The sequence below is a fragment of the Bradyrhizobium ingae genome (genome assembly GCF_055791185.1).
This window is the reverse complement of record NZ_JBVUBB010000020.1, coordinates 108,495-131,891: the sequence shown is the minus strand read 5'-3', so window position 1 is coordinate 131,891 and position 23,397 is coordinate 108,495. Positions and strand designations below refer to the sequence as shown.

The 23,397-nt window shown below is 63.4% G+C and carries 19 protein-coding genes; 12 read left to right on the top strand and 7 right to left on the bottom strand.

Annotated elements, in window-relative coordinates:
• The 6 genes from ACV1FX_RS25940 to ACV1FX_RS25915 form a co-directional block, all read right to left on the bottom strand.
• The coding region (locus ACV1FX_RS25940; protein WP_473120406.1) for an FGGY family carbohydrate kinase at window positions 1-998 on the bottom strand (998 nt) is incomplete at its 3' end.
• Window positions 999-1,118: 120 nt separating this feature from the next.
• A complete protein-coding gene (locus ACV1FX_RS25935; RefSeq protein ID WP_473120405.1) occupies window positions 1,119-2,234 on the bottom strand; it encodes an autoinducer 2 ABC transporter substrate-binding protein in 1,116 nt (371 codons plus the stop codon).
• A 50-nt stretch (window positions 2,235-2,284) separates the two neighbouring features.
• Entirely contained in the window at window positions 2,285-3,277 is a 993-nt protein-coding gene (locus ACV1FX_RS25930; protein ID WP_473120404.1) for an ABC transporter permease, read from the bottom strand.
• Window positions 3,274-4,260 (bottom strand): ABC transporter permease, encoded by a 987-nt coding sequence (locus tag ACV1FX_RS25925; RefSeq protein ID WP_473120403.1) that lies wholly within the window; start codon window positions 4,258-4,260, stop codon window positions 3,274-3,276. Before ACV1FX_RS25925 ends, ACV1FX_RS25930 begins: the two co-directional genes overlap by 4 nt.
• Window positions 4,257-5,798, bottom strand: a complete 1,542-nt coding sequence (locus tag ACV1FX_RS25920) for a sugar ABC transporter ATP-binding protein (protein WP_473120402.1) — start codon at window positions 5,796-5,798, stop codon at window positions 4,257-4,259. The genes ACV1FX_RS25925 and ACV1FX_RS25920 overlap by 4 nt, the downstream gene beginning before the upstream one ends.
• 2 nt (window positions 5,799-5,800) lie before the next feature.
• The gene (locus ACV1FX_RS25915) at window positions 5,801-6,613 is read right to left on the bottom strand and encodes a DeoR/GlpR family DNA-binding transcription regulator (protein WP_473120401.1); all 813 of its coding nucleotides are present in this window, start codon (window positions 6,611-6,613) and stop codon (window positions 5,801-5,803) included.
• A 184-nt stretch (window positions 6,614-6,797) separates the two neighbouring features.
• On the opposite strand from ACV1FX_RS25915, the gene ACV1FX_RS25910 reads away from it, so the two are divergent.
• Both ACV1FX_RS25910 and rhaI read left to right on the top strand, forming a co-directional pair.
• A complete protein-coding gene (locus ACV1FX_RS25910) occupies window positions 6,798-8,894 on the top strand; it encodes a bifunctional rhamnulose-1-phosphate aldolase/short-chain dehydrogenase (RefSeq protein WP_473120400.1) in 2,097 nt (698 codons plus the stop codon).
• Window positions 8,891-10,189 (top strand): L-rhamnose catabolism isomerase, encoded by a 1,299-nt coding sequence (gene rhaI, locus ACV1FX_RS25905; RefSeq protein ID WP_473120399.1) that lies wholly within the window; start codon window positions 8,891-8,893, stop codon window positions 10,187-10,189. Before ACV1FX_RS25910 ends, rhaI begins: the two co-directional genes overlap by 4 nt.
• Window positions 10,190-10,210: 21 nt before the next feature.
• Here the strand turns inward: rhaI and ACV1FX_RS25900 are convergent, their stop codons facing one another.
• On the bottom strand, window positions 10,211-10,984 hold the full coding sequence (locus ACV1FX_RS25900) for a 3-ketoacyl-ACP reductase (protein WP_473120398.1): 774 nt from the start codon (window positions 10,982-10,984) through the stop codon (window positions 10,211-10,213).
• A 183-nt stretch (window positions 10,985-11,167) separates the two neighbouring features.
• Between ACV1FX_RS25900 and ACV1FX_RS25895 the strand changes: the two genes are divergently transcribed.
• The 10 genes from ACV1FX_RS25895 (at window position 11,168) to ACV1FX_RS25850 (ending at window position 23,392) form a co-directional block, all read left to right on the top strand.
• Window positions 11,168-12,214: a LacI family DNA-binding transcriptional regulator gene (locus ACV1FX_RS25895; protein WP_473120397.1), complete on the top strand. Its 1,047-nt coding sequence runs from the start codon at window positions 11,168-11,170 to the stop codon at window positions 12,212-12,214.
• Between the two features lie 5 nt (window positions 12,215-12,219).
• Window positions 12,220-13,215 carry a Gfo/Idh/MocA family protein gene (locus tag ACV1FX_RS25890; RefSeq protein ID WP_473120413.1) on the top strand — a complete coding sequence of 332 codons (996 nt, stop codon included), beginning with the start codon at window positions 12,220-12,222 and terminating at the stop codon, window positions 13,213-13,215.
• 7 nt (window positions 13,216-13,222) lie between these two features.
• On the top strand, window positions 13,223-14,812 hold the full coding sequence (locus tag ACV1FX_RS25885) for an acyl CoA:acetate/3-ketoacid CoA transferase (RefSeq protein WP_473120396.1): 1,590 nt from the start codon (window positions 13,223-13,225) through the stop codon (window positions 14,810-14,812).
• Window positions 14,809-15,582 (top strand): enoyl-CoA hydratase/isomerase family protein, encoded by a 774-nt coding sequence (locus tag ACV1FX_RS25880; protein ID WP_473120395.1) that lies wholly within the window; start codon window positions 14,809-14,811, stop codon window positions 15,580-15,582. The genes ACV1FX_RS25885 and ACV1FX_RS25880 overlap by 4 nt, the downstream gene beginning before the upstream one ends.
• 164 nt (window positions 15,583-15,746) lie before the next feature.
• Complete coding sequence (locus tag ACV1FX_RS25875; protein WP_473120394.1) at window positions 15,747-17,012, top strand: ABC transporter substrate-binding protein; 1,266 nt, start codon at window positions 15,747-15,749, stop codon at window positions 17,010-17,012.
• Between the two features lie 139 nt (window positions 17,013-17,151).
• Window positions 17,152-18,099: a carbohydrate ABC transporter permease gene (locus ACV1FX_RS25870; RefSeq protein WP_473120412.1), complete on the top strand. Its 948-nt coding sequence runs from the start codon at window positions 17,152-17,154 to the stop codon at window positions 18,097-18,099.
• On the top strand, window positions 18,096-19,043 hold the full coding sequence (locus ACV1FX_RS25865) for a carbohydrate ABC transporter permease (protein WP_473120393.1): 948 nt from the start codon (window positions 18,096-18,098) through the stop codon (window positions 19,041-19,043). The genes ACV1FX_RS25870 and ACV1FX_RS25865 overlap by 4 nt, the downstream gene beginning before the upstream one ends.
• A gap of 4 nt (window positions 19,044-19,047) precedes the next feature.
• Window positions 19,048-20,160 (top strand): ABC transporter ATP-binding protein, encoded by a 1,113-nt coding sequence (locus tag ACV1FX_RS25860; RefSeq protein ID WP_473120392.1) that lies wholly within the window; start codon window positions 19,048-19,050, stop codon window positions 20,158-20,160.
• 20 nt (window positions 20,161-20,180) lie between these two features.
• The gene (locus ACV1FX_RS25855) at window positions 20,181-21,728 is read left to right on the top strand and encodes a GMC oxidoreductase (protein WP_473120391.1); all 1,548 of its coding nucleotides are present in this window, start codon (window positions 20,181-20,183) and stop codon (window positions 21,726-21,728) included.
• Window positions 21,725-23,392, top strand: coding sequence for a GMC family oxidoreductase (locus ACV1FX_RS25850; RefSeq protein WP_473120390.1), 1,668 nt, complete (start codon window positions 21,725-21,727; stop codon window positions 23,390-23,392). The genes ACV1FX_RS25855 and ACV1FX_RS25850 overlap by 4 nt, the downstream gene beginning before the upstream one ends.
• The last annotated feature ends 5 nt before the right edge of the window (window positions 23,393-23,397 follow it).

Genomic DNA, 23,397 nt, shown 5'->3' with positions numbered 1-23,397 from the left:
CCCCCCCCCCCCCCCCCCCCCCCCCCCCCCCCCCCCCCCCCCCCCCCCCCCCCCCCCCCCCCCCCCCCCCCCCCCCCCCCCCCCCCCCCCCCCCCCCCCCCCCCCCCCCCCCAAAACAAAAACCCCTGTGTATAAGAGACAGCGATGGGTCGGCCCAGCGCGTCGACGTTGGCAAGCGTGTCGTCGCGAGGATCGAGTTGATCGAGCGAAAGGCCCACGCTCATCAGGATCACCCAGGTGCCGGTCGACAACACGGTGAACGGCGCCTGACGCGAGACGAGATAAGGCAGTAGCGAAGCGTTGGAATCGTGGATACCGCAAAATACTGGCGTTTCCGGCGCCAGTCCGCATGAGGCGGCGATTTCGGCTTTGATCGGACCGAGCGGATCGAAGGCGCGGCGCAGTGGCGGCAGCAAGTGGTCGACGCCGAGAGCCTTGACGAGGCTCGAGACTTGTCCGTGCCGCGGCACCCAGAGATCCGTATGGGCGCCGAGCGTGGTGACTTCCGATACCGCGACGCCGCTCAGGCGCCAGGTCCAATATTGCGGATAGCCGACGAAATAGCTCGCTTTGGCAAAGAGGTCCGGACAGCGCCATTTCTGATGGGCGAGCTGCCGTCCGAGATTGAGGCCGGCCGGCAGTTTCGGCGACAGGCTCTCCGAAAAAGGCGGCCGCAGGCTGGCATAGTCGGGCTCGACCACTTCTACGCCCGTAAATTCGTAGTCCATGACCGGAGCGGCGAGCTCGCTCTCGCCGATCAAAGCGCCGGCTGCGCCATGGGCGGTCGGAACGATCGCGCTGATCTGATGCGAAAGTGCGGCCTCGCGAAGCGCATCGAGGAAGAAGCTCCATGCGCTCTCGACATCTTCGTGCGGATAGGGAGGTCCCGGCAGCACGCTGTTGGGCGCCGACTTTTCCCAGAGAAGTCGGCCGTCGTCGAACAAGGCAAGCTTTACGTTGGTCTTGCCGATGTCAAGGACTGCGACCGTCTGGCTCATCGTCAAGCTACATCTCAACAAGCAACGCCACGAGTGTCACGGCCTGTCTGTTACGGCCAGGACGCGAAGACCCAAACCACGTCGCCCGACCGCATTCCGCGGCCGGGCGACGAGTTCAGATCAGAAATCGAAATCCTTGATGTTCTGCTTCGTGAAGATGAAGGGCGAGCCAAGCAGGATCTCGCTGCCATTGACCACGTTCAGCTTGCCGAGCTTGCCCGCTTCCACCGAGGTCGCGCCGGGCTTCAGGGTGCCGTCGACAACCGCGCGCATGACGTAGGTCGCGGCATAGCCGAGATCGACCGGATTCCACAGCACGACCGACTTGACGCAGTCTGCGTTGACATACGGCTTCATCGCGTTGGGTGTGGCGAGGCCGACTACCGCCACCTTGCCGCAGAGCTTGGCCTTGGTCACGGCTTCCGCCGAAGCGGGCGTCGCGACCGAGGTCATGCCGAACAGGCCGGCGAGCTTGTCGCCATGCTTGTTGATCAGCGTCGTCGCCTGGTTGAAGGACAGGTTGTTGTCCTCCTGCGCCTCGACCGTTTCGAGCCATTTCAGCTTGGGATGGCACTTCTGCGCATAGGCCCACATTTCGGCGATCCAGCGTGCCTGGTTCGGCGTCGTGAAGGTCGAGGTGACGATCGCAAAGCTCTTGTCCTCGCCGGCCTCCTTGGCCATCGAGTCCATCATCGCCTTGGCGATGCCGTTGAACTCGGCCTGGTTGACGAACCATTCGCGCGCATCCGGCGTCGAGTTGGCGTCATAGCCGACGACATGGATGCCCTTCGACAGGGCCTTCTTCAGCACCGGCGCAATCGCCACCGGATCGTTGGCGGCGAAGAGAATGCCGTCGACGCCGCTGGTGATGTAATTGTCGATGAACTTGATCTGTTCGTCGATCTTGGCCTCGGTCGGGCCATCGGTCTTCACCGTGACGTTGCCGAGCGCCTTGGCGGCGTCTTGCATGCCTTTCGACGTCGCATTGAAATAACCGATGCCGATCAGCTTCGGCACGTCGACCAGCGTGATCGGTTTGCCGGCCTTGTCGGCCGCATTGGTGGGCCGGCCACCATCATAAGGCTTGGCCGCGGGGGCGGCGTTGGCCTCGCCGGCCGAACAGGCAAGCGGATTGACCGGCAGGTCGTCCGCACCGTCCCATCTCTTGTCCGCCGCCGTGGCCGTTCCGGCCAGCAGCGTCGCGCCGAGGAATGCAGCAGCTAATCCGAGCTTCATTTTGTTTTCCTCCCATGTTGAAGCCGCTTTTTTTGCGGCCAGACACTCCATCAAATGCCCTCACGTCGTCGCTGGAGCGAACTCGCCACAAGAGTTGAAAGGATGAGCACCGTGCCGATGACCACGATCGTCGCGTCACCCTTGACGCCGGTCAGGGCCAAGCCGTTCTTCAGGAGCTGGATCATTGCGAGTCCAACCACCGTGCCCCAGATCGTGCCGACGCCTCCGAAGATGCTGGTGCCGCCGAGTACCACCGCCGCGATCACGTCGAGCTCATAGCCGATCCCCATGTCCGAGCGGGTCGTGGTTACGCGCGAGACGAGGACACAACCCGAAAGGCCGGCCATGAAGCCCGATAAAGTGTAGATGATCAGCTTGACGCGATCGACCGGCAAACCGGAAAAGCGCGCGGCGGTCTCGTTGTTGCCGATCGCATAGAGCGTCCGGCCGAAGGTGGTGCGATCAAGAACGATCGCCGAGACCACGATCGCGATCAGCAAGAGCCAGAGCTGCGCCGGCACGCCGAAGAGGTTTTCCTGCCCGATGAAGTAGAACCATTCCGGGTAGCCACGGACCGAACGCGCCTGGCTGATGCCCTCGGCAAGCCCGCGGTAGAGGGCGAGCGTCGCGATCGTCATGATCAGCGGCGGCACTTTCACCCGCGTGATGACGATCCCGTTGAGAAAGCCCGCCGCGGCACCGACGAGCAGCGAGAAGCAGATCGCCAGCGGCAAGGGGAAGCCAAAAGTCTTCCAGGAATAGCCGAGCAGGATCGCGCAGAGCCCGACGATCGAGCCGACCGAGAGATCGATGCCGCCGGTGATGATGATGAAGGTCATCGGCAGCGCAATCAGCCCGACCTCGGTTGTCAGCCTGCCCTGATTGAGCAGATTGTCGAGCGTCAGGAAGCGATTGTTCAAGCTGCCGAGCACGATCAACGCAATCAGCAGGATCACCGCGAGCATCGTCTCGTGGCGCAGCAGCCACCAGGGCACGACGCGCTTGGCGGTCTGGGGAAGGGGGATTTCGCTCATGGCGCTCATGCTCCGGCCATGCGTCGTCGCCGCAGAATATCGGCGATCACGGTCACGAGGATGAGCACGCCCTGGACCGCACGGATCCAGTAAGGCGAGATATCAATGAAGACCAGCGCGCTGGCGATCTCGGCGATCAGTACGGCGGCAAGCGTCGATCCGACCACCGTGCCGACGCCGCCGAGGATGCTGACGCCTCCGACGACCGACGCGGTGATGATCGTCAGCTCGAGATTGGGCGGCACGGTCGACTGGATGACGCGTAGCTGCGTCGCATAGAGCAGGGCGGCTGCCCCGGCAAAGAAGCCATGCAGCGCGAAGACCATGACGATCGTGCGCGGCTGCGAAATGCCGCAAAGCCGTGCCGCTTCGGCGTTGCCGCCGACGGCGTAGATGGCGCGGCCCGAGGCCGAATAGCGCATCCACAATGCTGCCAGGATCGTCACCAGGATCATGAGAAAGACGGGAAACGGCAGCACACCGAAGATTTCGATATCGGCGAGGTGGAAACTGTCGGGCAGGTCGGTGATCCATTTGCCGCCGGTGACGCTGATCAGGCCGCCTTTGAGGATCGACAGCATGCCGAGCGTCACCACGATCGCCGGAATGCGCAGATAGGCGATGATGACGCCCTGCAAGGCCATCACGAGGATGCCGGCAACGAGCGCTGCCAGCCAGGCGACCACGATCGGCGCACCGTTCACGGCCAGAGTGCCGCTGATCGTCGCCAGGACGCCGATCAGCGCGCCGACGGAAATATCGATGTTGCCGGAAACGATCACCATCGACATGCCGACTGCGGCGACTGCGATATAGGCATTGCCGAGCAGCACGTCGGAAAGATTGCGTGCCGCCAGGAAGCGCGGATTGTAAAGGCCGACGGCGATGGCGAGGCCGATCACCGCAATTGCGAGCAGAGCTTCCTGCGAGGCAAGCACCTTCAGCCGCCGCCGCGGATCAGCCTCGGCGCCGGTTAAGGTCACCGCCGTCATGCCGCTTTCTCCGCGTTGTCATGACTGCCCATCATCGCTGCGCCGATCGACTCCTGGGTTGCTTCTTCGCGCGAGAATTCGGCTACGATACGGCCTTCGCGCATTACGAGGACGCGGTCGCTCATGCCGAGCACCTCCGGCAGCTCGCTCGAGATCATCAGGATGGCGAGCCCCTGGGCCGCAAGTTCGCCCATAAGCCGATGGATCTCTGCCTTGGCGCCTACATCGATGCCACGCGTCGGCTCGTCGAGGATCAACAGCTTCGGCCCGTTGGCGAGCCATTTGCCGAGCACGATCTTCTGCTGGTTGCCGCCGGACAGCTTGCCTGCGATCTGCTCGGGCGAACTCGTCTTGACGGCAAAGCGCTTGATGCCGTCGCCGGCCAGCTTGCGCTCGGCGCCGCGATCGATGAAGCCGCCGAATGCGACTTTGCCGAGCGCGGCGAGGCTGAAGTTCTCGCGCACGGTCATCGGCCGCACCAAGCCCTGCGTGCCGCGATCCTCGGGAACGTAGGCGACGCCCAAGGACCGTGCCTGGGCGGGCGAGCGGATGTCGACCGTCTGTCCGGCGATCCGGATTTCGCCGTCTTCGGCTGGCGTGACGCCGAAAATGGTTTGCGCCAGCTCGCTGCGACCCGAGCCGACGAGGCCGGCAAGGCCGACGATCTCGCCGGCGCGCACCGTGAGCGAAACTCGCCTCGTCAGCGGCCGTCGTTCGAGATCCTTCACCTCGAGCACCGGCTTGCCGATCGGAACCGTGATCTTCGGGAACAGGCTTTCGATCCTGCGGCCGACCATCAATTGCACCAGTTCGGCAGCGTCCGTGTCGGCGACGCGCTTGGTCGCGACATGGGCGCCATCGCGCAGCACGGTGACGCGATCGGCGATGGCGAAAATCTCATCGAGCCGATGGCTGATGTAGATCACGGCGACCCCGCGCGCTTTCAGCTTGCGCACGATGTCGAAGAGCCGCGTGACGTCGTACTCGGTCAGGGCGGCGGTCGGCTCGTCCATGATCAGGATGCGCGCATCCTGCGACAGCGCGCGCAGGATTTCGACGCGCTGGCGATTGCCGACGCTGAGCGAGCCGACGATGCGGTCGGCCCGCAGGTCATGAATCTCGAGCGAGGCGAGCAGCGCGTTCGTCTTCTCCCGCATCGCCCGCCAGTCGATCCGGCGCAGGCCCGCGCGTGGCGCATGCCCCATGAAGATGTTCTCGGCAACGGTGAGCTCCGGAAACAGCAGCAGCTCCTGATAGATCGTGGCGATTCCGGCGCGCCTTGCATCGTCCGGCCGCGCGAGGTCGACCGGCTTGCCGTCCACGAGAACTTGGCCGCGATCGGGCGGGAACACGCCCGAAACGATCTTGATCAGCGTCGACTTGCCGGCGCCGTTCTCGCCGAGCAGGGCGTGGACTTCGCCTTTGGCAGCGTCGAACGAGACGCCGGACAGCGCCCGAACGCCCGGAAAGGACTTCTCGATCACGCGCACCGATAGAAGCGGCGCCGCGGAAGTTTCACTGTGCGCATCCGTTGTCATGGTCACGCCGCCGCATGGGTTTGAGCGCCTGCATCGACGACAACAACGCGGATGCCGTGCGCGCGGAGCATGTCGAGTGCGTCGCTCGGCGCATCGGAATCGGTGATCAACGTATCGATGCGCGAGAGGGGGCAGACGACGAGGCTGCCGCGCGAGACGAATTTCGAGGAATCGGCGAGCACGATCAGCTTGTCGGCACGCTTCAGCAGTTTCGATTCGGCGCGGGCGAGCAGGGGATCGCCCTCGATCACGCCAAGTGCTCCGATCGAGATCGCACTCATGAACATCCGCGTCGCCGAATAGTGCTGGATCGCATCCTCTTCAAAGGGCGATACGATCATGCCCTGCTCACGATAGACCTCGCCGCCCGGCAAGGCGACGCGGCATTTCGACGTGTGGATCAGCGTGTCGGCGAGCAGATAGGAATTGGTCAACACCTTCAGGCGGCGCTCGCGCAGATACTCGCCCATCTGGTACGTCGTCGTGCCGCCGTTGATGATGATCGTTTCGCCATCCGCGCATAGCGCGACCGCCGCTTTCGCAATGGCGCGCTTGGCGTCGATATTGAGCGTCTGGCTGACATCGAAGGAGCGGGTGGCAAGGGAGAGGACGTCGCCCGGTGCGTTGGCCACGTTCGGCAGGGCTTCGAGCCCGCCGTGCACCCTTATCGCGACGCCTTGCTCGGCGAGCCTTGCGAAATCGCGCCGTATCGAGGCCTCGGAGACGCCGGTCGCACGGCAAGCGTCGGCGATGCGCACCAGCGATCGCTCGCGCAAGAGCGCTTTGATGACCTGCCAGCGTTCCCGCTCGTGCACGTCGTCCTCCCTTTTGCCTGCAAATAGGTCACGCTCTCGACCAGTGGTCAACTCTAAACCGTCAAATTCGCTCAATATCGCGCCGCATCAATCATATTGCGTCGCGATGATGAGCGTGGATGATTGACCGTGATCGAAGGCCTGACATAAGCTGCCTGAAGATAAAGCACAGGGAGAACGCCCCATGAGCGAGGTCGCGGCCACGCCCCTGCCAAATCTATGGGACGACGCGATCGCCGCCGGGCTCGATGAAGCGGGTCAGTTGCTGTACCGCTCGAATCTGCTCGGGGCCGATCTGCGCATCACCAATTTCGGCGGCGGTAATACCTCGGCCAAGATCGAGATGAAGGATCCGCTGACGCGGGCAAACACACGCGTGCTCTGGGTCAAAGGTTCGGGCGGAGATCTCGGCTCGATGAAGCGTGATGGCTTTTCGACGCTGTATCTCGACAAGCTGGAGAGCCTGAAAGGCCTCTATCGCGGCCTCGCCCATGAGGACGAGATGGTCGCCTTGTTCAATCACTGTACCTTCGATCTCAATCCGCGCGCGACCTCGATCGATACGCCGTTGCATGCCTTCGTGCCGCACCGGCATGTCGATCACGTTCATGCCGATGCTGTCATCGCCATCGCCGCCTCGGTCGATGCCGAGCGTCTGACCCGCGAGGTTTTCGGCGGCAAGCTCGGCTTTCTGCCATGGCAGCGTCCCGGGTTCGATCTTGGCCTGAAGCTCGGCGAGATGGCCGCGCGCCATCCCGACTATGTCGGCGTGGTTCTCGGGGGGCACGGGCTCTTCACCTGGGCCGAGACGTCCAAAGCCTGCTACGAAATGACGTTGCGCGTGATTCAGCAGGCTGCCGATTGGCTCGCGGCGCATGAGCGGAAGCCCGCTTTCGGCGGCGTCAAGGTCCAAACTGCCTCGCCGGAAAGACGTCACGCGATCGCGGCGAGGCTGATGCCGCTCATCCGCGGCAAGATCTCCACCGACGAGCGCAAGATCGGCCATTTCACCGATGCCCCGGAAGTGCTGGAGTTCGTCAATTCGAGCGCGCTGACGAAGCTGGCGCCGCTCGGCACCTCCTGTCCGGATCACTTTCTTCGCACCAAGATCCGGCCATTGCTGCTGCCCTACGATCCCGCGCGCGACAATCTCGACGAGGTGATCGCCGGCCTCGACGACGTTCTCGCCGCTTACCGGCGCGACTACGCCGGCTACTACGAGCGCTGCAAGCATCCGGACTCGCCGGCCATGCGCGATCCCAACGCGATCGTGTATCTCGTTCCCGGAATCGGCATGTTCACCTTTGCCAGGGACAAGGCGACGGCGCGTATCGCCTCCGAGTTTTACGTCAACGCGATCAACGTCATGCGCGGCGCCTCTGGCGTCAGCGCCTATGTGGGCCTTGCCGAGCAGGAGGCGTTCAACATCGAATACTGGCTGCTGGAAGAGGCCAAACTCCAGCGCATGCCCAAGCCGAAATCGCTCGCCGGGCGGATCGCCTATGTGACCGGCGGCGCCGGCGGCATTGGCGGGGCGACCGCACAGCGGCTGCTCGGCGAGGGTGCTTGCCTCGTCATTGCCGATATCGACGAGAAGGCGCTGGGCGAGCGCGTTGCGGCGATCACGCAACGCCAGGGTCGCGACGCGGCGATCGGTGTGAAGCTTGATGTGACCGACGAGGCGGCGGTGGTCGCCTCGTTCGAGGAAACCACGCGTGCCTTTGGCGGTGTCGATATCGTCGTCTCGAATGCCGGGATCGCCTCGGCCTCGCCTGTCGAGGACACGAGTTTGGGACTGTGGCAGAAGAACATGGACATTCTCGCCACTGGCTATTTCCTCGTCTCGCGCGAGGCGTTCCGTCTGATGCAGCGCCAGAACATCGGCGGCGCCATCGTCTTCGTCGCCTCGAAGAATGGTCTCGCCGCTTCGGCTGGCGCATCGGCCTATTGCGCCGCCAAGGCATCGGAGATCCATCTCGCCCGCTGCCTGGCGCTGGAAGGCGCGGCGCATGGCATCCGCGTCAACACGGTCAATCCGGATGCGGTGCTGCGCGGCTCGAAGATCTGGGAAGGCGAGTGGCGTCAGCAGCGTGCGGCGTCCAACAAGGTCACCGAAGACCAGCTCGAAGAGGTCTACCGCCAGCGCTCGATGCTCAAACTGTCGGTTTTCCCCGAGGATATCGCCGAAGGTGTCTACTTCTTCGCGTCCGACCTTTCGGCCAAATCGACCGGCAACATCCTCAATGTCGATGCCGGCAACGCCCAGGCCTTCACAAGATGAGCGCCCCGTTCTCGATCAGCGCCGATCTCATCGCCGACCAGAACGCGCGGCTCGAAGACGCGACCACCGAAGACTATGAGGCCCTGAAGCGCGCGCTCGCGCGGCACGGGATCGATGCGGAAGCGCTGGTGCAGAAGGTCATGGCCTTCGGCGTCGCCATACCGACCTGGGGCGTCGGCACAGGCGGCACGCGATTTGCCCGCTTCCCAGGACCGGGTGAGCCGCGCAACGTCTTCGAGAAGATCGACGATTGTGCCGTGATCCAGCGATTGGCGCGAGCGACTCCGACCATTTCGCCGCATATTCCCTGGGACAGGGTCGACGACTATGCCGCCTTGCGCGAACAGGCCTCGACGCACGGCCTTGCCTTCGACGCGGTCAATTCCAACACGTTTCAGGATCAGCCGGGGCAGGAGCTTTCGTACAAGTTCGGCTCGCTGTCGCATACCGATGCGCGCGTGCGCGCGCAGGCCGTCGCGCACAACATCGAATGCATCGAGATCGGCCGCAAGCTCGGGTCGAAGGCGCTGACCGTTTGGATCGCCGACGGCTCGAACTTTGCCGGTCAATCGAATCTGACCAGAGCGCTCGACCGCTATATCGTCGCGATGCGCGAGATTGTCGCGGCACTCCCCGCCGACTGGCGGGTGTTCCTCGAGCACAAGCTCTACGAGCCAGCGTTCTACTCGACCGTGATCTCGGATTGGGGGTCGAGTTTTGCCGTTGCGCAGGAGCTCGGGCCCAAGGCGTATTGCCTCGTCGATCTCGGCCATCATGCGCCGAACGTGAATATCGAGCAGATCGTTGCCCGGCTTGTTCGCTTCAACAAGCTCGCAGGCTTTCATTTCAACGATTCAAAATATGGTGACGACGATCTCGACAGCGGCTCGGTCGAGCCGTTCCGGCTGTTTCTCGTCTTCAACGAGCTGATCGACGCCGAGCGCCGCAAGGCGGATGGGTTCGCGCCCGCCTATATGATCGACCAGTCGCATAACGTGACCGATCCGATCGAGAGCCTGATGCAGTCGGCAATCGAGCTGCAGCGCGCTTATGCGCAGGCACTGATCGTCGATCGCGCGGCGCTCGAAGCAGCGCAAGAAGCGAATGATGCTCTCGGTGCGCATCTCGAATTGAAGCGCGCCTTCACGACCGACGTCTCGCCGCTGCTCGCGATTGCCCGCCTGCGCGCCGGCGGTGCGATCGCGCCGATCATGGCCTATCGCGCATCAGGTTATCGCGCGCAAAAGGCGAAGGAGCGTCCCGCCATCGCCGGGACGTCGGCGGGAATCGTGTAGGCGAGGGGCTCGCTTCCGCCGTCACAGCTTCCGCAGCGCCAGACCGCCATCGACATGGATGACATCTCCTGTCGAATAGCCGAGCTGGCCCGTCGCCAAGGTGGCGACGGCTTTTCCGATATCCTCGGGCTCACCCCAGCGCTTGATGGGCGTGAGACCCTCGCCAATGAGCCGGTCATACTTGTCCCGGGCTACGGCAGTCATTTGCGTTCGGATGATCCCGGGCCGAATCTCGTAGGACCCGATGCCGTGATCGGCAAGCCGGATCGCGAAAAGCCGGGCCATCATGGACAAGCCCGTCTTGGAGACGCAGTACTCGCCGCGGTCAGTCGAGGCGAATTCAGCATTGATCGACGAAATCGTGATGATGCTGCGAAAGTGGTGCGATCTCGCGCCGATCATCCGACGCGCCACCTCCTGGGTCAGAAAGAAGGGGCCGCGCAGGTTGATACTCATAACGCGGTCATAGCTCTCCGGCGTCATCTTCAGGAGATCGTCGCGGACGCTCACGGATACACCGGCATTGTTGACGAGGCAGTCGATGCCGCCAAAGGCATTCCAGGCCGCGTCCACGAATCGATCGTGCTGTTCGACCTGCGAAATATCCAGGCTGATGGCTTTTGCGTCTCCGCCTGTTTCGCGGATGGCTGCCAGCGTCTCGTCGAGTTCTTCCGAGCCTGGAAGATCATTCACGATGATCGAGAAGCCGGCTCTCGATAGTGCGAGCGCGATAGCGCGGCCAATGCCGCGCCCCGCTCCCGTCACCAAAGCGCTGGGTCGTTGCTGATCGCCCATATCGGTGTCCCTCCATGCGCTCGAGCCCAAGCGAACGGGCATCGTCGGGTTTGGAACGTTCTATAATATGAAGGGCCAGATGTTCGAGGCCAATTTTGCGCATTTGCAGCAATTTTGAGGTCTTGCGTACCAAGAGGAATGGGAGTATTGGAACGTTCCAAAATAGGGAGGTTCGCGAAGAGCATGGCGCGTGCGGGGCACAAATCTCGTGCGGTGACGATCCTCGACATTGCCAAGTCGGCGGGCGTGTCGAAATCGACCGTGTCGCTTGTGCTCAAGCGGAGTCCTCTCGTCAGAGAGGAAACGCGCCAGCGCGTGGCGGGGGCGATGGATGCTCTCGGCTACGTCTACAATCGCGGTGCTGCAAGCTTGCGCCGCGCGAGGGCCGACATCGTCGGAATGGTCATCAATGATCTGTCGAACCCGTTTTTTGCCGAGCTTGCCATTGGCATCGAGCGAGCCCTGCAAAACTCCGGGTTTGTTCCGTTCATCGCCAATACGGCCGAGAGCGTCGTTCGGCAGGCCGAGGTGGTGCGCTCGATGCGGGAGCATGGCGCCGCCGGCCTGATCCTTTGTCCGGCACTCGACACCGACGTGGCGGAGATCTCGCGGCTCGAGGCACGTCTGCCCATCGTGCTCGCGATCCGGCGGATCATCGGGACCCGGGCCTCGCTGGTGGTTTCCGACAATCTGGCTGGCGCAAAGCGGGCGACCGAGCATCTCATCGAGCTCGGCCATCGCGACATCGCTTTCGTCGGCGGTGTCGGCCGGATGGTCGTCTTCCAGGACCGTGTCTCCGGGTTTGAGCGGGCTATGGAGCAGGCGCGACTTGACGTCGAGCCCGCGCGGATCATCGAGAGCATGCCGACGAAGGATGGCGGCTTCGAAGCCATGAAGCGCCTGCTGTCGGCGGAGAGGCGACCGACGGCGGTGGTTTGCTTCAACGACGTCGTGGCCATCGGCGCGATGTTGGCGATCGCGCGGCAGGGGCTGACCGTCGGGCGCGATGTTGCCGTCGTCGGTTTCGACGATACCGCCGAGGCGCGTCATGTCTCTCCCGCTCTGACTACCGTGTCGGTCGATGCCGGCAGTCTCGGAGAACGCGCCGCGCAGATGCTTCTGAGGCAGATCAACGAGGGCGAGCGTCGTCTCGAGAGTTACGTGGGCGAAGCCCGGTTGGTCGTTCGGGAGAGTTGTGGAGCGGCATTCAAGCGGAGGATCGCATCGTGAGTGGCCTGCGTTGGGGATTGATCGGTGCAAGCACGATCGCGCGCGAGTGGATGATCGGGGCCATCCGAGAGGCGGGCGGCGAGGTGGTGGCCGTGATGAGCGGCGATCCGGAGAGAGCGCAGCGATTTGCCGGCGAGAACGGGATCACGACGGCAACGACGGACCTCGAGGCGCTGCTCGCAAGCAGTATCGATGCGGTCTACATCTCGACAACGAACGAGCATCATTGTTCGCAAACGCTGGCCGCAGCGGCGGCCGGCAAGCACGTGCTCTGCGAAAAGCCGCTTGCGCTGAACTTGGCGGACGCCAGGCGAATGGTCGCGGCCTGCCGGGCGGCAGGCGTGCAGATGGGGACGAACCATCATTTGCGCAACGCCGCCACCCATCGCGCAATTCATGCTGCGATCAAGGCGGGCCATATCGGCAAGCCGCTGTTCGCCCGCGTGTTTCACGCGGTCTACCTTCCGCCGCATCTGCAGGGCTGGCGGATCGAGCGGCCGGAGGCGGGGGGCGGTGTGGTGCTCGATATCACCGTTCATGACGCCGACACCATGCGTTTCGTGCTCGACGAGGAACCCGTCGCCGTAAGCGCGATGACCTCGCGCGGTGGCATGGGCCAGGCGGGTCTCGAAGACGGTATCATGGGCGTGGTCCGCTTCGAAAGCGGCCTGCTTGCCCAGTTCCACGACGCCTTCACGACCAGGTACGCGGTGACGGGCTTCGAGGTCCATGGCGAAGAGGGGGCACTGATCGGAACCGACTGCATGACCCAACAGCTAAAGGGCGAAGTCTTGCTGCGGACCAGGGACGGCGAGAGACGGCTCTCGATCGCGCACGAGAATCTCTATCTGCGGGCGGTGCGCCTGTTCGGCGATGCGGTTGCGGGCCGCGGGGCGCCGTCGGCTACGGGCGAGGATGGAATCAAGTCCTTGAGCGTTGCGTTGTCGGCGCGCGAGGCCGCGCGAACAGGACACGAGACTTCCATCGATCTGACGACCTGAGGCGGATATGGCACGAACGAAGGTCTTGAGCGCTTCGGATGCGGCCCATCTGATACCCGACGGCGCCGTCGTGACGGTCTCCTCGTCGTCCGGGCTGGGCTGTCCGGATGCGGTGCTCGCCGCCATCGGCGCAAGATTTGATGCCGAGGGCCATCCGCGCAACCTCACGACGCTGCATCCGATCGCTGCCGGCGACATGTGGGGCGTCAAAGGCATCGATCACATCGCAAAGCCGGGATGCCTCACGAAGGTCCTGGCCGGCTCTTATCCGTCCGGTCCGTCCTCGGCTGCCCCCCCTGCGATCTGGGAGATGATCTCGGGGGACACCATTCCCGCCTACAACGTGCCGTCGGGAATTCTGTTCGACATGCATCGCGAAGCCGCTGCGAAGCGCCCGGGTGTGCTCACCAAGGTCGGCATGGACACCTTCGTCGATCCGATGCGCGAAGGCTGCGCGATGAACGCCAAGGCCGCCGCCGAACCGATCGTCAGTCGCGTGAACTTCGCCGACGAGGACTGGTTGTTCTTCCCCAGCATCGTCCCGCAGGTCGCGATCATTCGCGCCACCACCGCGGACGAGCGCGGCAACCTCTCCTATGAGCACGAGGGAGGCATTCTCGGGCCGCTCGATCAGGCGCTGAGCGTGCGAAACAATGGCGGCCTCGTGATCGCGCAGGTCAAGCGCCTTGCGGCTGCCGGCACCTTGCGGCCCCACGACGTCGTCGTGCCCGGCGTGCTCGTCGACGTGATCGTCGTGGCGCCGGACCAGCTGCAGACCACGAACACGCCCTATGAGCCCGCGATTTCCGGCGAGATCTTTCGGCCAATCGCCTCGTTCGAGACGCCGAAATTCGATGTCGGCAAGGCCATCGCGCGGCGCGTTGCGATGGAGCTTCGTGATGGCGACGCCGTCAACATCGGGTTCGGCATTTCGGCCAACGTCCCGCGTATTCTGATCGAGGAAGGCCGGCACGGTGCGGTCACCTGGGTGATCGAGCAGGGCGCCATCGGCGGCGTTCCGCTGCTCGATTTCCAGTTTGGCTGCGCGTCCAATGCCGAGGCCATCGTCCAGTCGCCGCATCAATTCACCTATTTCCAGGGCGGCGGCTTCGACATGTCGCTGCTCTCGTTTCTGCAGATCGACCGCTCGGGCTCGGTCAACGTTTCGAAGCTCGGCCTCCGTCCCCATGTGACGGCCGGGGCCGGCGGCTTTGTCGATATCACGGCGCGGGCCAAGCGCATCGTGTTCTCGGGTTACTTCACCGCGGGCGCGGGCCTCGAACTCGCCGACGGCTCGTTGCGGATTGCCAGGGAAGGGAAGGTCAGGAAGCTCGTCAACGAGGTTGAGCAGGTGTCCTTCTCGGGCAGGCGGGCCGTCGCGCAGGGGCAGGAGATCGTCTACGTCACCGAACGCTGCGTCCTGAGGCTCGAGCTCGAGGGTATCACCGTCGTCGAGATTGCGCCCGGTGTTGACTTGCAGCGTGACGTGCTTGCACAATCGGAATTCCCATTGCGAGTGGCGGGCAATCTCAAGTTGATGCCGGCCGTGCTGTTCCGTCCCGAACCGATTGGCCTCGAATTGCGGAGGGCAGCTTGAGCCCATTTGTCGAATTGACCTTCCACGGATCGATTGCCCGGCTCGGCCTCAAGCGCCCCGACAAACTCAATGCGCTTGATCGCGACATGGTCGAGGCGCTTGGCGAGGCGGCGCGGGCCATCGAGGCCTCGCGCGAGACTCGCGCGGCGATCCTGTTCGGCGAAGGCAAGGCATTTTGCGCCGGCGGCGACATTGCGGCCTGGGGCGATTTGCCCGCGCTCGACATGTGGCGCGATTGGACGCGCGCGGGCCATCGCGCCTTCGAGGCGCTGGCGCGCTTGCGGGTGCCGCTCATTGCCGCGCTTACCGGCCACGCCTTCGGCGGCGGACTGGAGCTTGCCGCGGTGGCCGACCTGCGCATCGCCGAACGCGGCATCAAGCTCGGACTTCCGGAGACGGGATTGGGCATGGCGCCCGGCTGGTCTGGAACGCAGCGCCTGGTTCGCCGCTTTGGCGCCTCGGTGGTGCGCCGTATGGCGCTCACGGGATGTCTTTTCACGGCCGAGGAAGGCTGCAAGCTCGGTCTGGTGGACGAGGTGACCGATGGCGGCCAAGCGCTGATGCGCGCCGAAAGTCTGGCCTCCGACGTTGCCGCGCGCGGGCCGCTCGCCGTGCAGATCGTCAAGGCCATGATCAATGCGGCCGAAGGGGAGGACAGGGATGCTCCCATCGAAGGGCTTGCCGGCGCGCTCACCGCCACCACAAATGATCTCGCCGAGGGCGTTGCTGCCTTCAAGGGCAAGCGCACGCCCCATTTTGTTGGACACTAGGAAAGGAGCTTTGAAAGCGAGCCGCTTCGAGCGGGTTCGGCGGCAACCGCGGACGACGACAATAGAACAATAAAGAGATTCAAGAGCCTCTCGAACAGGCCTCTCGAAACGGTGCCGGACCGCTTCCGGCAGGAAACGACCAAAAAAAGGGAAGGGACACGCGTATGAAGTTCCGCGCATTTCTGATCTCGACGGCTTTGACTGCCGTCACCATCAGCTATGGGACGCTGGCGCACGCGGCGGACGTCAAGGAAGTGCAGATGCTGCATTGGTGGACGTCAGGTGGCGAAGCGGCCGCGCTCGACGTCATCAAGCAGGCCGTCGCCAAACAGGGATACGCCTGGAAGGACGTGCCGGTCGCCGGTGGCGGCGGTGGCGCGGCAATGACCACGCTGAAAGCCAATGTCGCCGCGGGCAATCCGCCGACGGCATCGCAGATCCTCGGCTACTACGCGCTCGAATACGCCGAGCAAGGTTCGCTCGCCGATATCTCCAAGCTTGCCGATAAGGAAGGCTGGGACAAGCTCATTCCGGCGGCGCTGCAGAAGTTCGCCAAGAGCAACGGCAAATGGGGCGCCGTTCCGGTCAACATCCACTCCGTCAACTGGATCTGGCTGAACAAGGCCGTCATGGAGAAGATTGGCGGCACTGAGCCGAAGAGCTTCGATGAATTCGTCGCGCTGCTCGACAAGGCGAAAAAGGCCGGCGTCGTCCCGCTCGCGCTCGGCGGCCAACCCTGGCAGGAAGCGACGATGTTCGACTCGATCGTCGCCTCGACCGGCGGCACCGACTTCTACAAGAAGGCGTTCGTGGACCTCGACGAGGGCGCGCTCAAGTCGGACACGATGAAGAAGGCGTTCGACAACCTCGCCAAGCTGCGCGATTATGTCGACCCGAACTACACTGGTCGCGATTGGAACCTGGCCACTGCGATGGTGATCAAGGGCGACGCGCTCGTGCAGGTGATGGGCGACTGGGCCAAGGGCGAGTTCGCTGCAGCCCACAAGGAAGCCGGCAAGGATTTCCTCTGCTATCGCTTCCCGGGGACGGACGGGTCGGTGTTCTATAACTCCGACATGTTCGCCTTCTTCAAGGTCCCGGCGGATCGCCAGGCGGCGCAGCTTGCGCTCGCGGAGGTGACGATAAGCCCCGAAGTCCAGTCGGCGTTCAACGTCATCAAGGGCTCGGTGCCGGCGAGACTGGACGTTTCGGATGCGGCCTTCGACATCTGCGGAAAGAAGGGCATCGCGGACGTCAAGGCGGCCAACGCAAATGGTACGTTCTTCGGCTCGCTGGCCCAGAACTACGCGCAGCCGCCGGCCATCGCCACGGCGTACTACGATGTCGTGACGAAGTTCATGCACGGCGGGATCAAGACGTCGGACGTCGCCGTGACCGAACTCGTGAAAGCGATCAACGCCGCCAAGTAATGGCCAAGCGGCTCCTCTCCCGTTTGCGTTGATCTTCAAACGGGAGAGGGCGCCGAACTCGAGGTCGTCGCCCTGCCTGCGTCGCCGCCTTCGGCTCGTCGCGGCGAGGCGTGGCTTTCGGAGGATCATCATGACCGCAATGACCGAACGCGAGGCGGCAACCGAGACGACAAAGCGTCGGCTCGGACCATCTCTGCGTGGAAGGCTTCAGGACTGGCTGCCAAGGCTTGTGCTGGCGCCGTCATTCCTGCTCGTGCTGGTCTTCGTCTACGGCTTCAATCTCTGGACCCTGTTTCTGTCGTTCACGAGCTCGAAGGCGTTTCCGACCACAAACCTCATCGGCTTTACCAACTATGTGAGGCTGTGGAACTGGACCTTCGAGACCGATCCGCCGTCGAACTGGTACACCGCCCTCGTCAACATGGGTCTGTTCGGCGGCCTCTATATCTTCTTCTGCCTGTTCCTCGGTTTGCTGCTGGCGATCCTGCTTGATCAGAAGATTCGCGGCGAAGGTATCCTGCGGCCGATCTATCTCTATCCTTTGGCGCTCTCGTTCATCGTCACCGGCACGGCCTGGAAGCTGTTCCTGGATCCGCGCATCGGGCTTGAGAACGCCTTGCACGATTGGGGATGGACCAGCTTCCATTTCGACTGGGTGGTCGATCCTAAGATGATGATCTATTGCGTCGCGATTGCCGGCATCTGGCAGAGCTCTGGTTTCGTCATGGCGATGTTTCTCGCCGGGCTTCGTGGTGTCGATGGCGAAATCCTCAAGGCGGCGCAGATCGACGGTGCCTCGACCTACCAGGCCTATCGCCGCATCGTCATCCCGATCATCCGCCCGGTCTTCTTCTCGGCCCTGATCGTGCTGGCCCATATGGCGATCAAATCCTACGACCTCGTGCTCTCGGTGACCGGCAAGAACCCCGGCGGCGCCGCGGAGCTGCCGTCAACCTTCATGTATTCCTATACGTTTACGCGCAACCAGATGGCGATCGGATCGGCCAGCGCTGTGATCATGCTGATGACGATCGCCGCGATCATGGTTCCCTACATCTACTCCGAAACCAGGGAGCAGAACCGATGAGCGCCGCCGATCTGGTCACGTCAGCGCCGTCGCGCCGTGGTCCGGGCCATTCTCGGACGACGCGGATCGTCATCTATGGGCTGCTGTTTCTCTTTGCGCTCGTCTATCTCGTGCCGCTCGTCGTCATGGTGATGACGTCGCTCAAGCCGCTGGACGAGGTCACGGGCGGCAACATGTTCGCTCTCCCGCGGCACCTGACGTTCGCGCCCTGGTCCGTGGCATGGGGCGAGGCACGCATCGGGGTATCCGAGACGCGCGGGATCAGTGGCTATTTCTTCAATTCTGTGAAGATGGTCGTGCCGGCGGTCCTGATCTCGACCTTGCTCGGCGCATTGAACGGTTACGTCCTGACCAAGTGGAGCTTTCCCGGCCACAAGCTTGTGTTCGGGATGATGCTGTTCGCCTGCTTCATCCCGTTCCAGTCAGTCATCATTCCGATGGCCGTGATCCTCGGTATGCTCGGCCGCATCGGGGTCGATCTCGCTGATCTGACCGGCTGGTCGTTCGGTCTCGGCAACGCGACGGTCAATCTGGTGATCGTGCACGTCATCTATGGTCTGGGATTCACGACCCTGTTCTTCCGCAACTATTATGCGGCGTTTCCGTCCGAACTCGTCAAGGCCGCCATGATCGACGGTGCGAGCTTCTTCCAGATCTTCCGCCGGATCCTGCTGCCGAACTCCACGCCGATCATCATCGTCACCGTGATCTACCAGTTCACCAATATCTGGAACGATTTCCTGTTCGGCTCGACCTTCGCGGCCGGCGATACGGCGCCGATGACGGTCGCGCTCAACAATCTCGTCAACACCTCGACGGGCGTGGTCGAGTACAACGTCAACATGGCGGCCGCGATCATCGCCGCCGCGCCGACGCTGCTCGTCTATGTCATTGCCGGTCGATATTTTGTCCGCGGCCTGATGGCTGGCGCCGTAAAGGGATGAAGAGATGGCCACGCTCGAGATCAGCTCGCTTCGCAAACGCTTCGGCACGATCGAGGTTCTGAAGGGGATCGATATCACGCTCGAGAAGGGCGGCTTTCTGGTGCTGGTTGGTCCGTCCGGCTGCGGCAAGTCGACCCTGCTCAACACCATTGCGGGCCTGGAGGGCATCTCTTCGGGTGAGATCCGCATCGGCGGCGCTGTCGTCAATGATCTGCACCCGTCGAAGCGGGACATCGCAATGGTGTTCCAGTCCTACGCGCTCTATCCGAACATGTCGGTCGCCGAAAACATCGGGTTTGGCATGGAGATGCGCGGTGTGCCGAGAGCGGAGCGCGACAAGGCGGTGGCCGGAGTCGCCAAGACCCTCCAGATCGAACATCTCCTGTCGCGCCGGCCGAGCCAGCTTTCCGGTGGGCAGAGGCAGCGCGTTGCCATGGGACGGGCGCTTGTCAGGCGGCCCAGTGTCTTTCTGTTCGACGAGCCGCTGTCGAACCTCGATGCCAAATTGCGCGTCGACATGCGGGTCGAGATCAAGCGCCTGCACCAGACGACCGGCACGACGATCGTTTATGTCACGCACGATCAGATCGAGGCCATGACGCTGGCGACGAAGATCGCAGTACTGAAAAATGGCGAACTGCAGCAGGTGGGAAGCCCGAGCGAGATCTATAATCGTCCCGCCAACATGTTCGTCGCGGACTTCATGGGATCGCCGGCGATGAACTTGCTGGAGGGTACCATCACGCAGGCGGACGGCCAGCAGCGGATCGCACTCGCACGCAAGGACGGGTCATCGATCATGCTGCCCGTGCCGGCGAGTGCCGATGCTGCCGGGCTAAAGGACGATGCCAAGGTGATCTTCGGCATTCGTCCCGAGGCCGTGAACGATGACGAAAGCATGGACCGCAACGCCAGATCGGTTGTCCGGTTCGATGCCAATGTGGAGATCATCGAGCCTGCCGGATCGGATACTTACGTCGTCATCCGGGTCGCGGGCAAGGAGATGACCGCTCGCATGCGAGCGGATACTGACATTCGGCGCGGGCAACCGCACACTTTCGCGTTCAACCTCGACAAGGCGGTGCTGTTCGATCCAGAGACGACACGCCGCATCTGATCGAACGCTGCGAGAGCTGCATGAAGATCACGCAGACAGTCGATGTCCTCGTCATCGGATCGGGGATGGGTGGTGCGACCTTTGCCGCGGGTCTGGCACCGACAGGTGCAAGGATATTGATCCTGGAACGCGGCCAGCGACTGCTCGACTGCGAGGCCGCGCGAGACGCGAGGGCGATCTTCCAGCGTGGGGTTTTCCGGCCGCAGGAGTCCTGGCTCGATGGGGCAGGGAAGGCCTTCAACCCCGGTAACTACTATTACGTCGGCGGCAACACCAAGCTCTACGGGGCGGTGCTGATCCGCTACCGCGCGGAGGACTTCGCTCCCATCGCGCATCGCGACGGGACGACGCCGGGCTGGCCGTTCAGCTATGGCGAACTGGAGCCGTGGTACACCCGCGCGGAGCAGCTCTACAACGTGCGTGGTGCGCTCGGAGACGATTCCTCGGAGCCGTTTCACTCGGCGCCTTATCCATTCGGCCCCGTGCCGGATGAGCCGGCGATATCAGCGGTGCGGCAGCGGCTCAAGAAGATCGGGCTCAATCCGTTTTCATTGCCGCTCGGCATCGACATCGAGACATGGCTCAAACGCGCCAAGACGCCCTGGGATGCATTCCCGGATGCCGGGCACGGCAAGATGGATGCCGAGTCCTGCGGGCTTGCCAGTGCTCTCGCCCATGACAATGTCGAATTGCGTGAAGGTGCACAGGTCGAGCGCCTTGTCGTCGAACCGGACGGCAAACGCATCGCCGGCGTCGAGGTCATCCAGGCCGGTGAGCGGACCATGATCGGCGCCGACCTCGTCGTGCTCGCGGCTGGCGCCGTCAATTCGGCCGCGCTGCTTCTGCGCTCGTCACAGGCCGGCATCGCAAACCGCTCCGACGCGGTCGGCCGCTACTTCATGAACCACAACGCCTCGGCCGTGCTGGCGATCGACCCGCGCGTCGTCAACGACTCGGTCTACCAGAAGACGATCGGCATCAATGATTTCTATCTCGATGATGGACACGGCGGACCGCCGCTCGGCAACATCCAGTTGCTGGGACGCGTGACCGCGCCAATTCTGAAGGCCAACATGCCGCTCATGCCGGAACTGGCGCTGGGTCTGATGAGCCGTCACGCGGTCGACTGGTACGCGATGAGCGAGGATCTGCCGAGCGCGGAGAGCCGTGTGACCGTCGATGGTGCGAGCATACGGCTCGACTGGCAGCGTTCGAACTGGACGACCCATCTGGCGCTGGTGGCGGCATTGAAGGAACGGCTGCGTGCTGCGGGTTATCCGATCGTGCTGTCAAAGGCGTTCGACCGGCGCACGCCCTCGCATCAGTGCGGGACGGTGCGGATCGGTCTCGATCCTGCGACATCACCGCTCGATCCGTTCTGCCGCGCCTTTGATCACCCGAATCTGTTCGTCGTCGATGCGTCGTTCCTGCCGACCTCGGCGGCGGTGAACCCGTCATTGACAATCGCCGCCCAGGCGTTGCGTGTCGCAGATCATGTTGCGAGGACCGATCTTCGAACTCACGATCTTCGAACCCATGATCTTCGTACCCATGGGGACATGAGATGACGGTCTACGATTATATCATCGTCGGAGCCGGTTCCGCTGGCTGCGTGCTCGCGAACCGTTTGAGCGTCGACGCGTCGATCAGAGTGCTCCTGCTCGAGGCAGGCGGCAACGATAACAACCCGCTATTCAGCATGCCGGCGGGTTTCGCCAAGATGACCAAGGGCATCGCCTCCTGGGGGTACTCGACGGTGCCCCAGCGTCATCTTGGCGGTCGGGTGTTGCGCTATACCCAGGCGAAGGTGATCGGCGGCGGCTCCAGCATCAACGCGCAGGTCTACACCCGCGGAAATGCCCGCGACTATGACGGCTGGGTGGCGGATGGCGCGACAGGTTGGGGCTATTCGGATGTCCTGCCGTATTTCAAGCGCGCCGAAGACAATCAGCGCTTCGTTGACGCCTACCATGCGCGTGGTGGTCCGCTCGGCGTCTCGGTGCCCGTCAACCCGCTGCCGATCAGCGAAGCGTTTCTGCGAGCCGGGCAGGAATACGGACTTCCCTACAATCCCGATTTCAACGGTGCGCGGCAGGAGGGCGTCGGTCACTATCAGGTGACGGTGCGAGATGCGCGGCGCTGCTCGACCGCCACCGGCTATCTGAAGCCGGTCCGTGGCCGACCGAATCTCACCGTCCTGACCGGCGCCTACAGCACGCGGATCGTGATCGAGAACGGGCGTGCAGTGGGCGTCGAGTCGGTGCGCGGAGAACTGCGGGAGATCGTTCGTGCCGAGCGCGAGATCATCCTTGCGTCCGGCGCCATCGGATCGCCTCGTCTTCTGCTGCTATCGGGCATCGGTCCGGCCGACCACCTGAATTCAGTTGGTGTCAAGCCGGTCCATGATTTGCCAGGCGTTGGCGAAAATCTTCAGGACCACCTCGACCTCTATGCGATTGCGGAGTGCAGGGGCGACTTCACCTACGACGGCTATGTGAAGCTACACCGCACGATCTGGGCGGGACTGGAATATCTGCTGTTCAAGCGCGGACCGGTCGCGTCGACCCTGTTTGAGACCGGGGGCTTCTGGTACGCCGACCCGGCGGCGAGGGCGCAGGAATGGCCGGACGTGCAATTCCATCTCGGGCTCGGCTCGGGAATCGAGGCGGGCGTGGAGAAGCTTGAGCATGCTGGCGTCACGCTCAATTCGGCGTTCTTGCGGCCCCACTCGCGCGGCACCGTGCGGCTCGCAAGCGGCGATACTTCCGCGACGCCCTTGATTGATCCGAACTACTGGTCTGATGAGCGTGATCGCCGGGCGGCGATCGAGGGCCTGAAGATGGCCCGCGAGATTCTCCGCCAACCCGCGCTCGAGCCGTTCGTCATGGTCGAGCGGATGCCCGGTGCGGGGGCCGCAAGCGAAGCGACTCTCGCCGACTATGCGTATCGGACCTGCAAGACTGACCACCATCCGGTGGGCACCTGCCGGATGGGGGCCGACCATCTCGCGGTGGTCGATCCGTCGCTGAAACTCCGCGGGCTCGATGGCTTGCGGATTTGCGACGCATCCGTGATGCCGCGCATCACGTCATCCAACACGAACGCGCCCACCATCATGATAGCGGAAAAGGCGGCAGATCTGATTCTCGGGAAGACGGCGCTCTCTGCGCCGCACGCCGCGAACCCGGAACGAAGCGCGGTGAAGGGGCCGCTCAGTTGCTCTGCGAAATGAGAAGG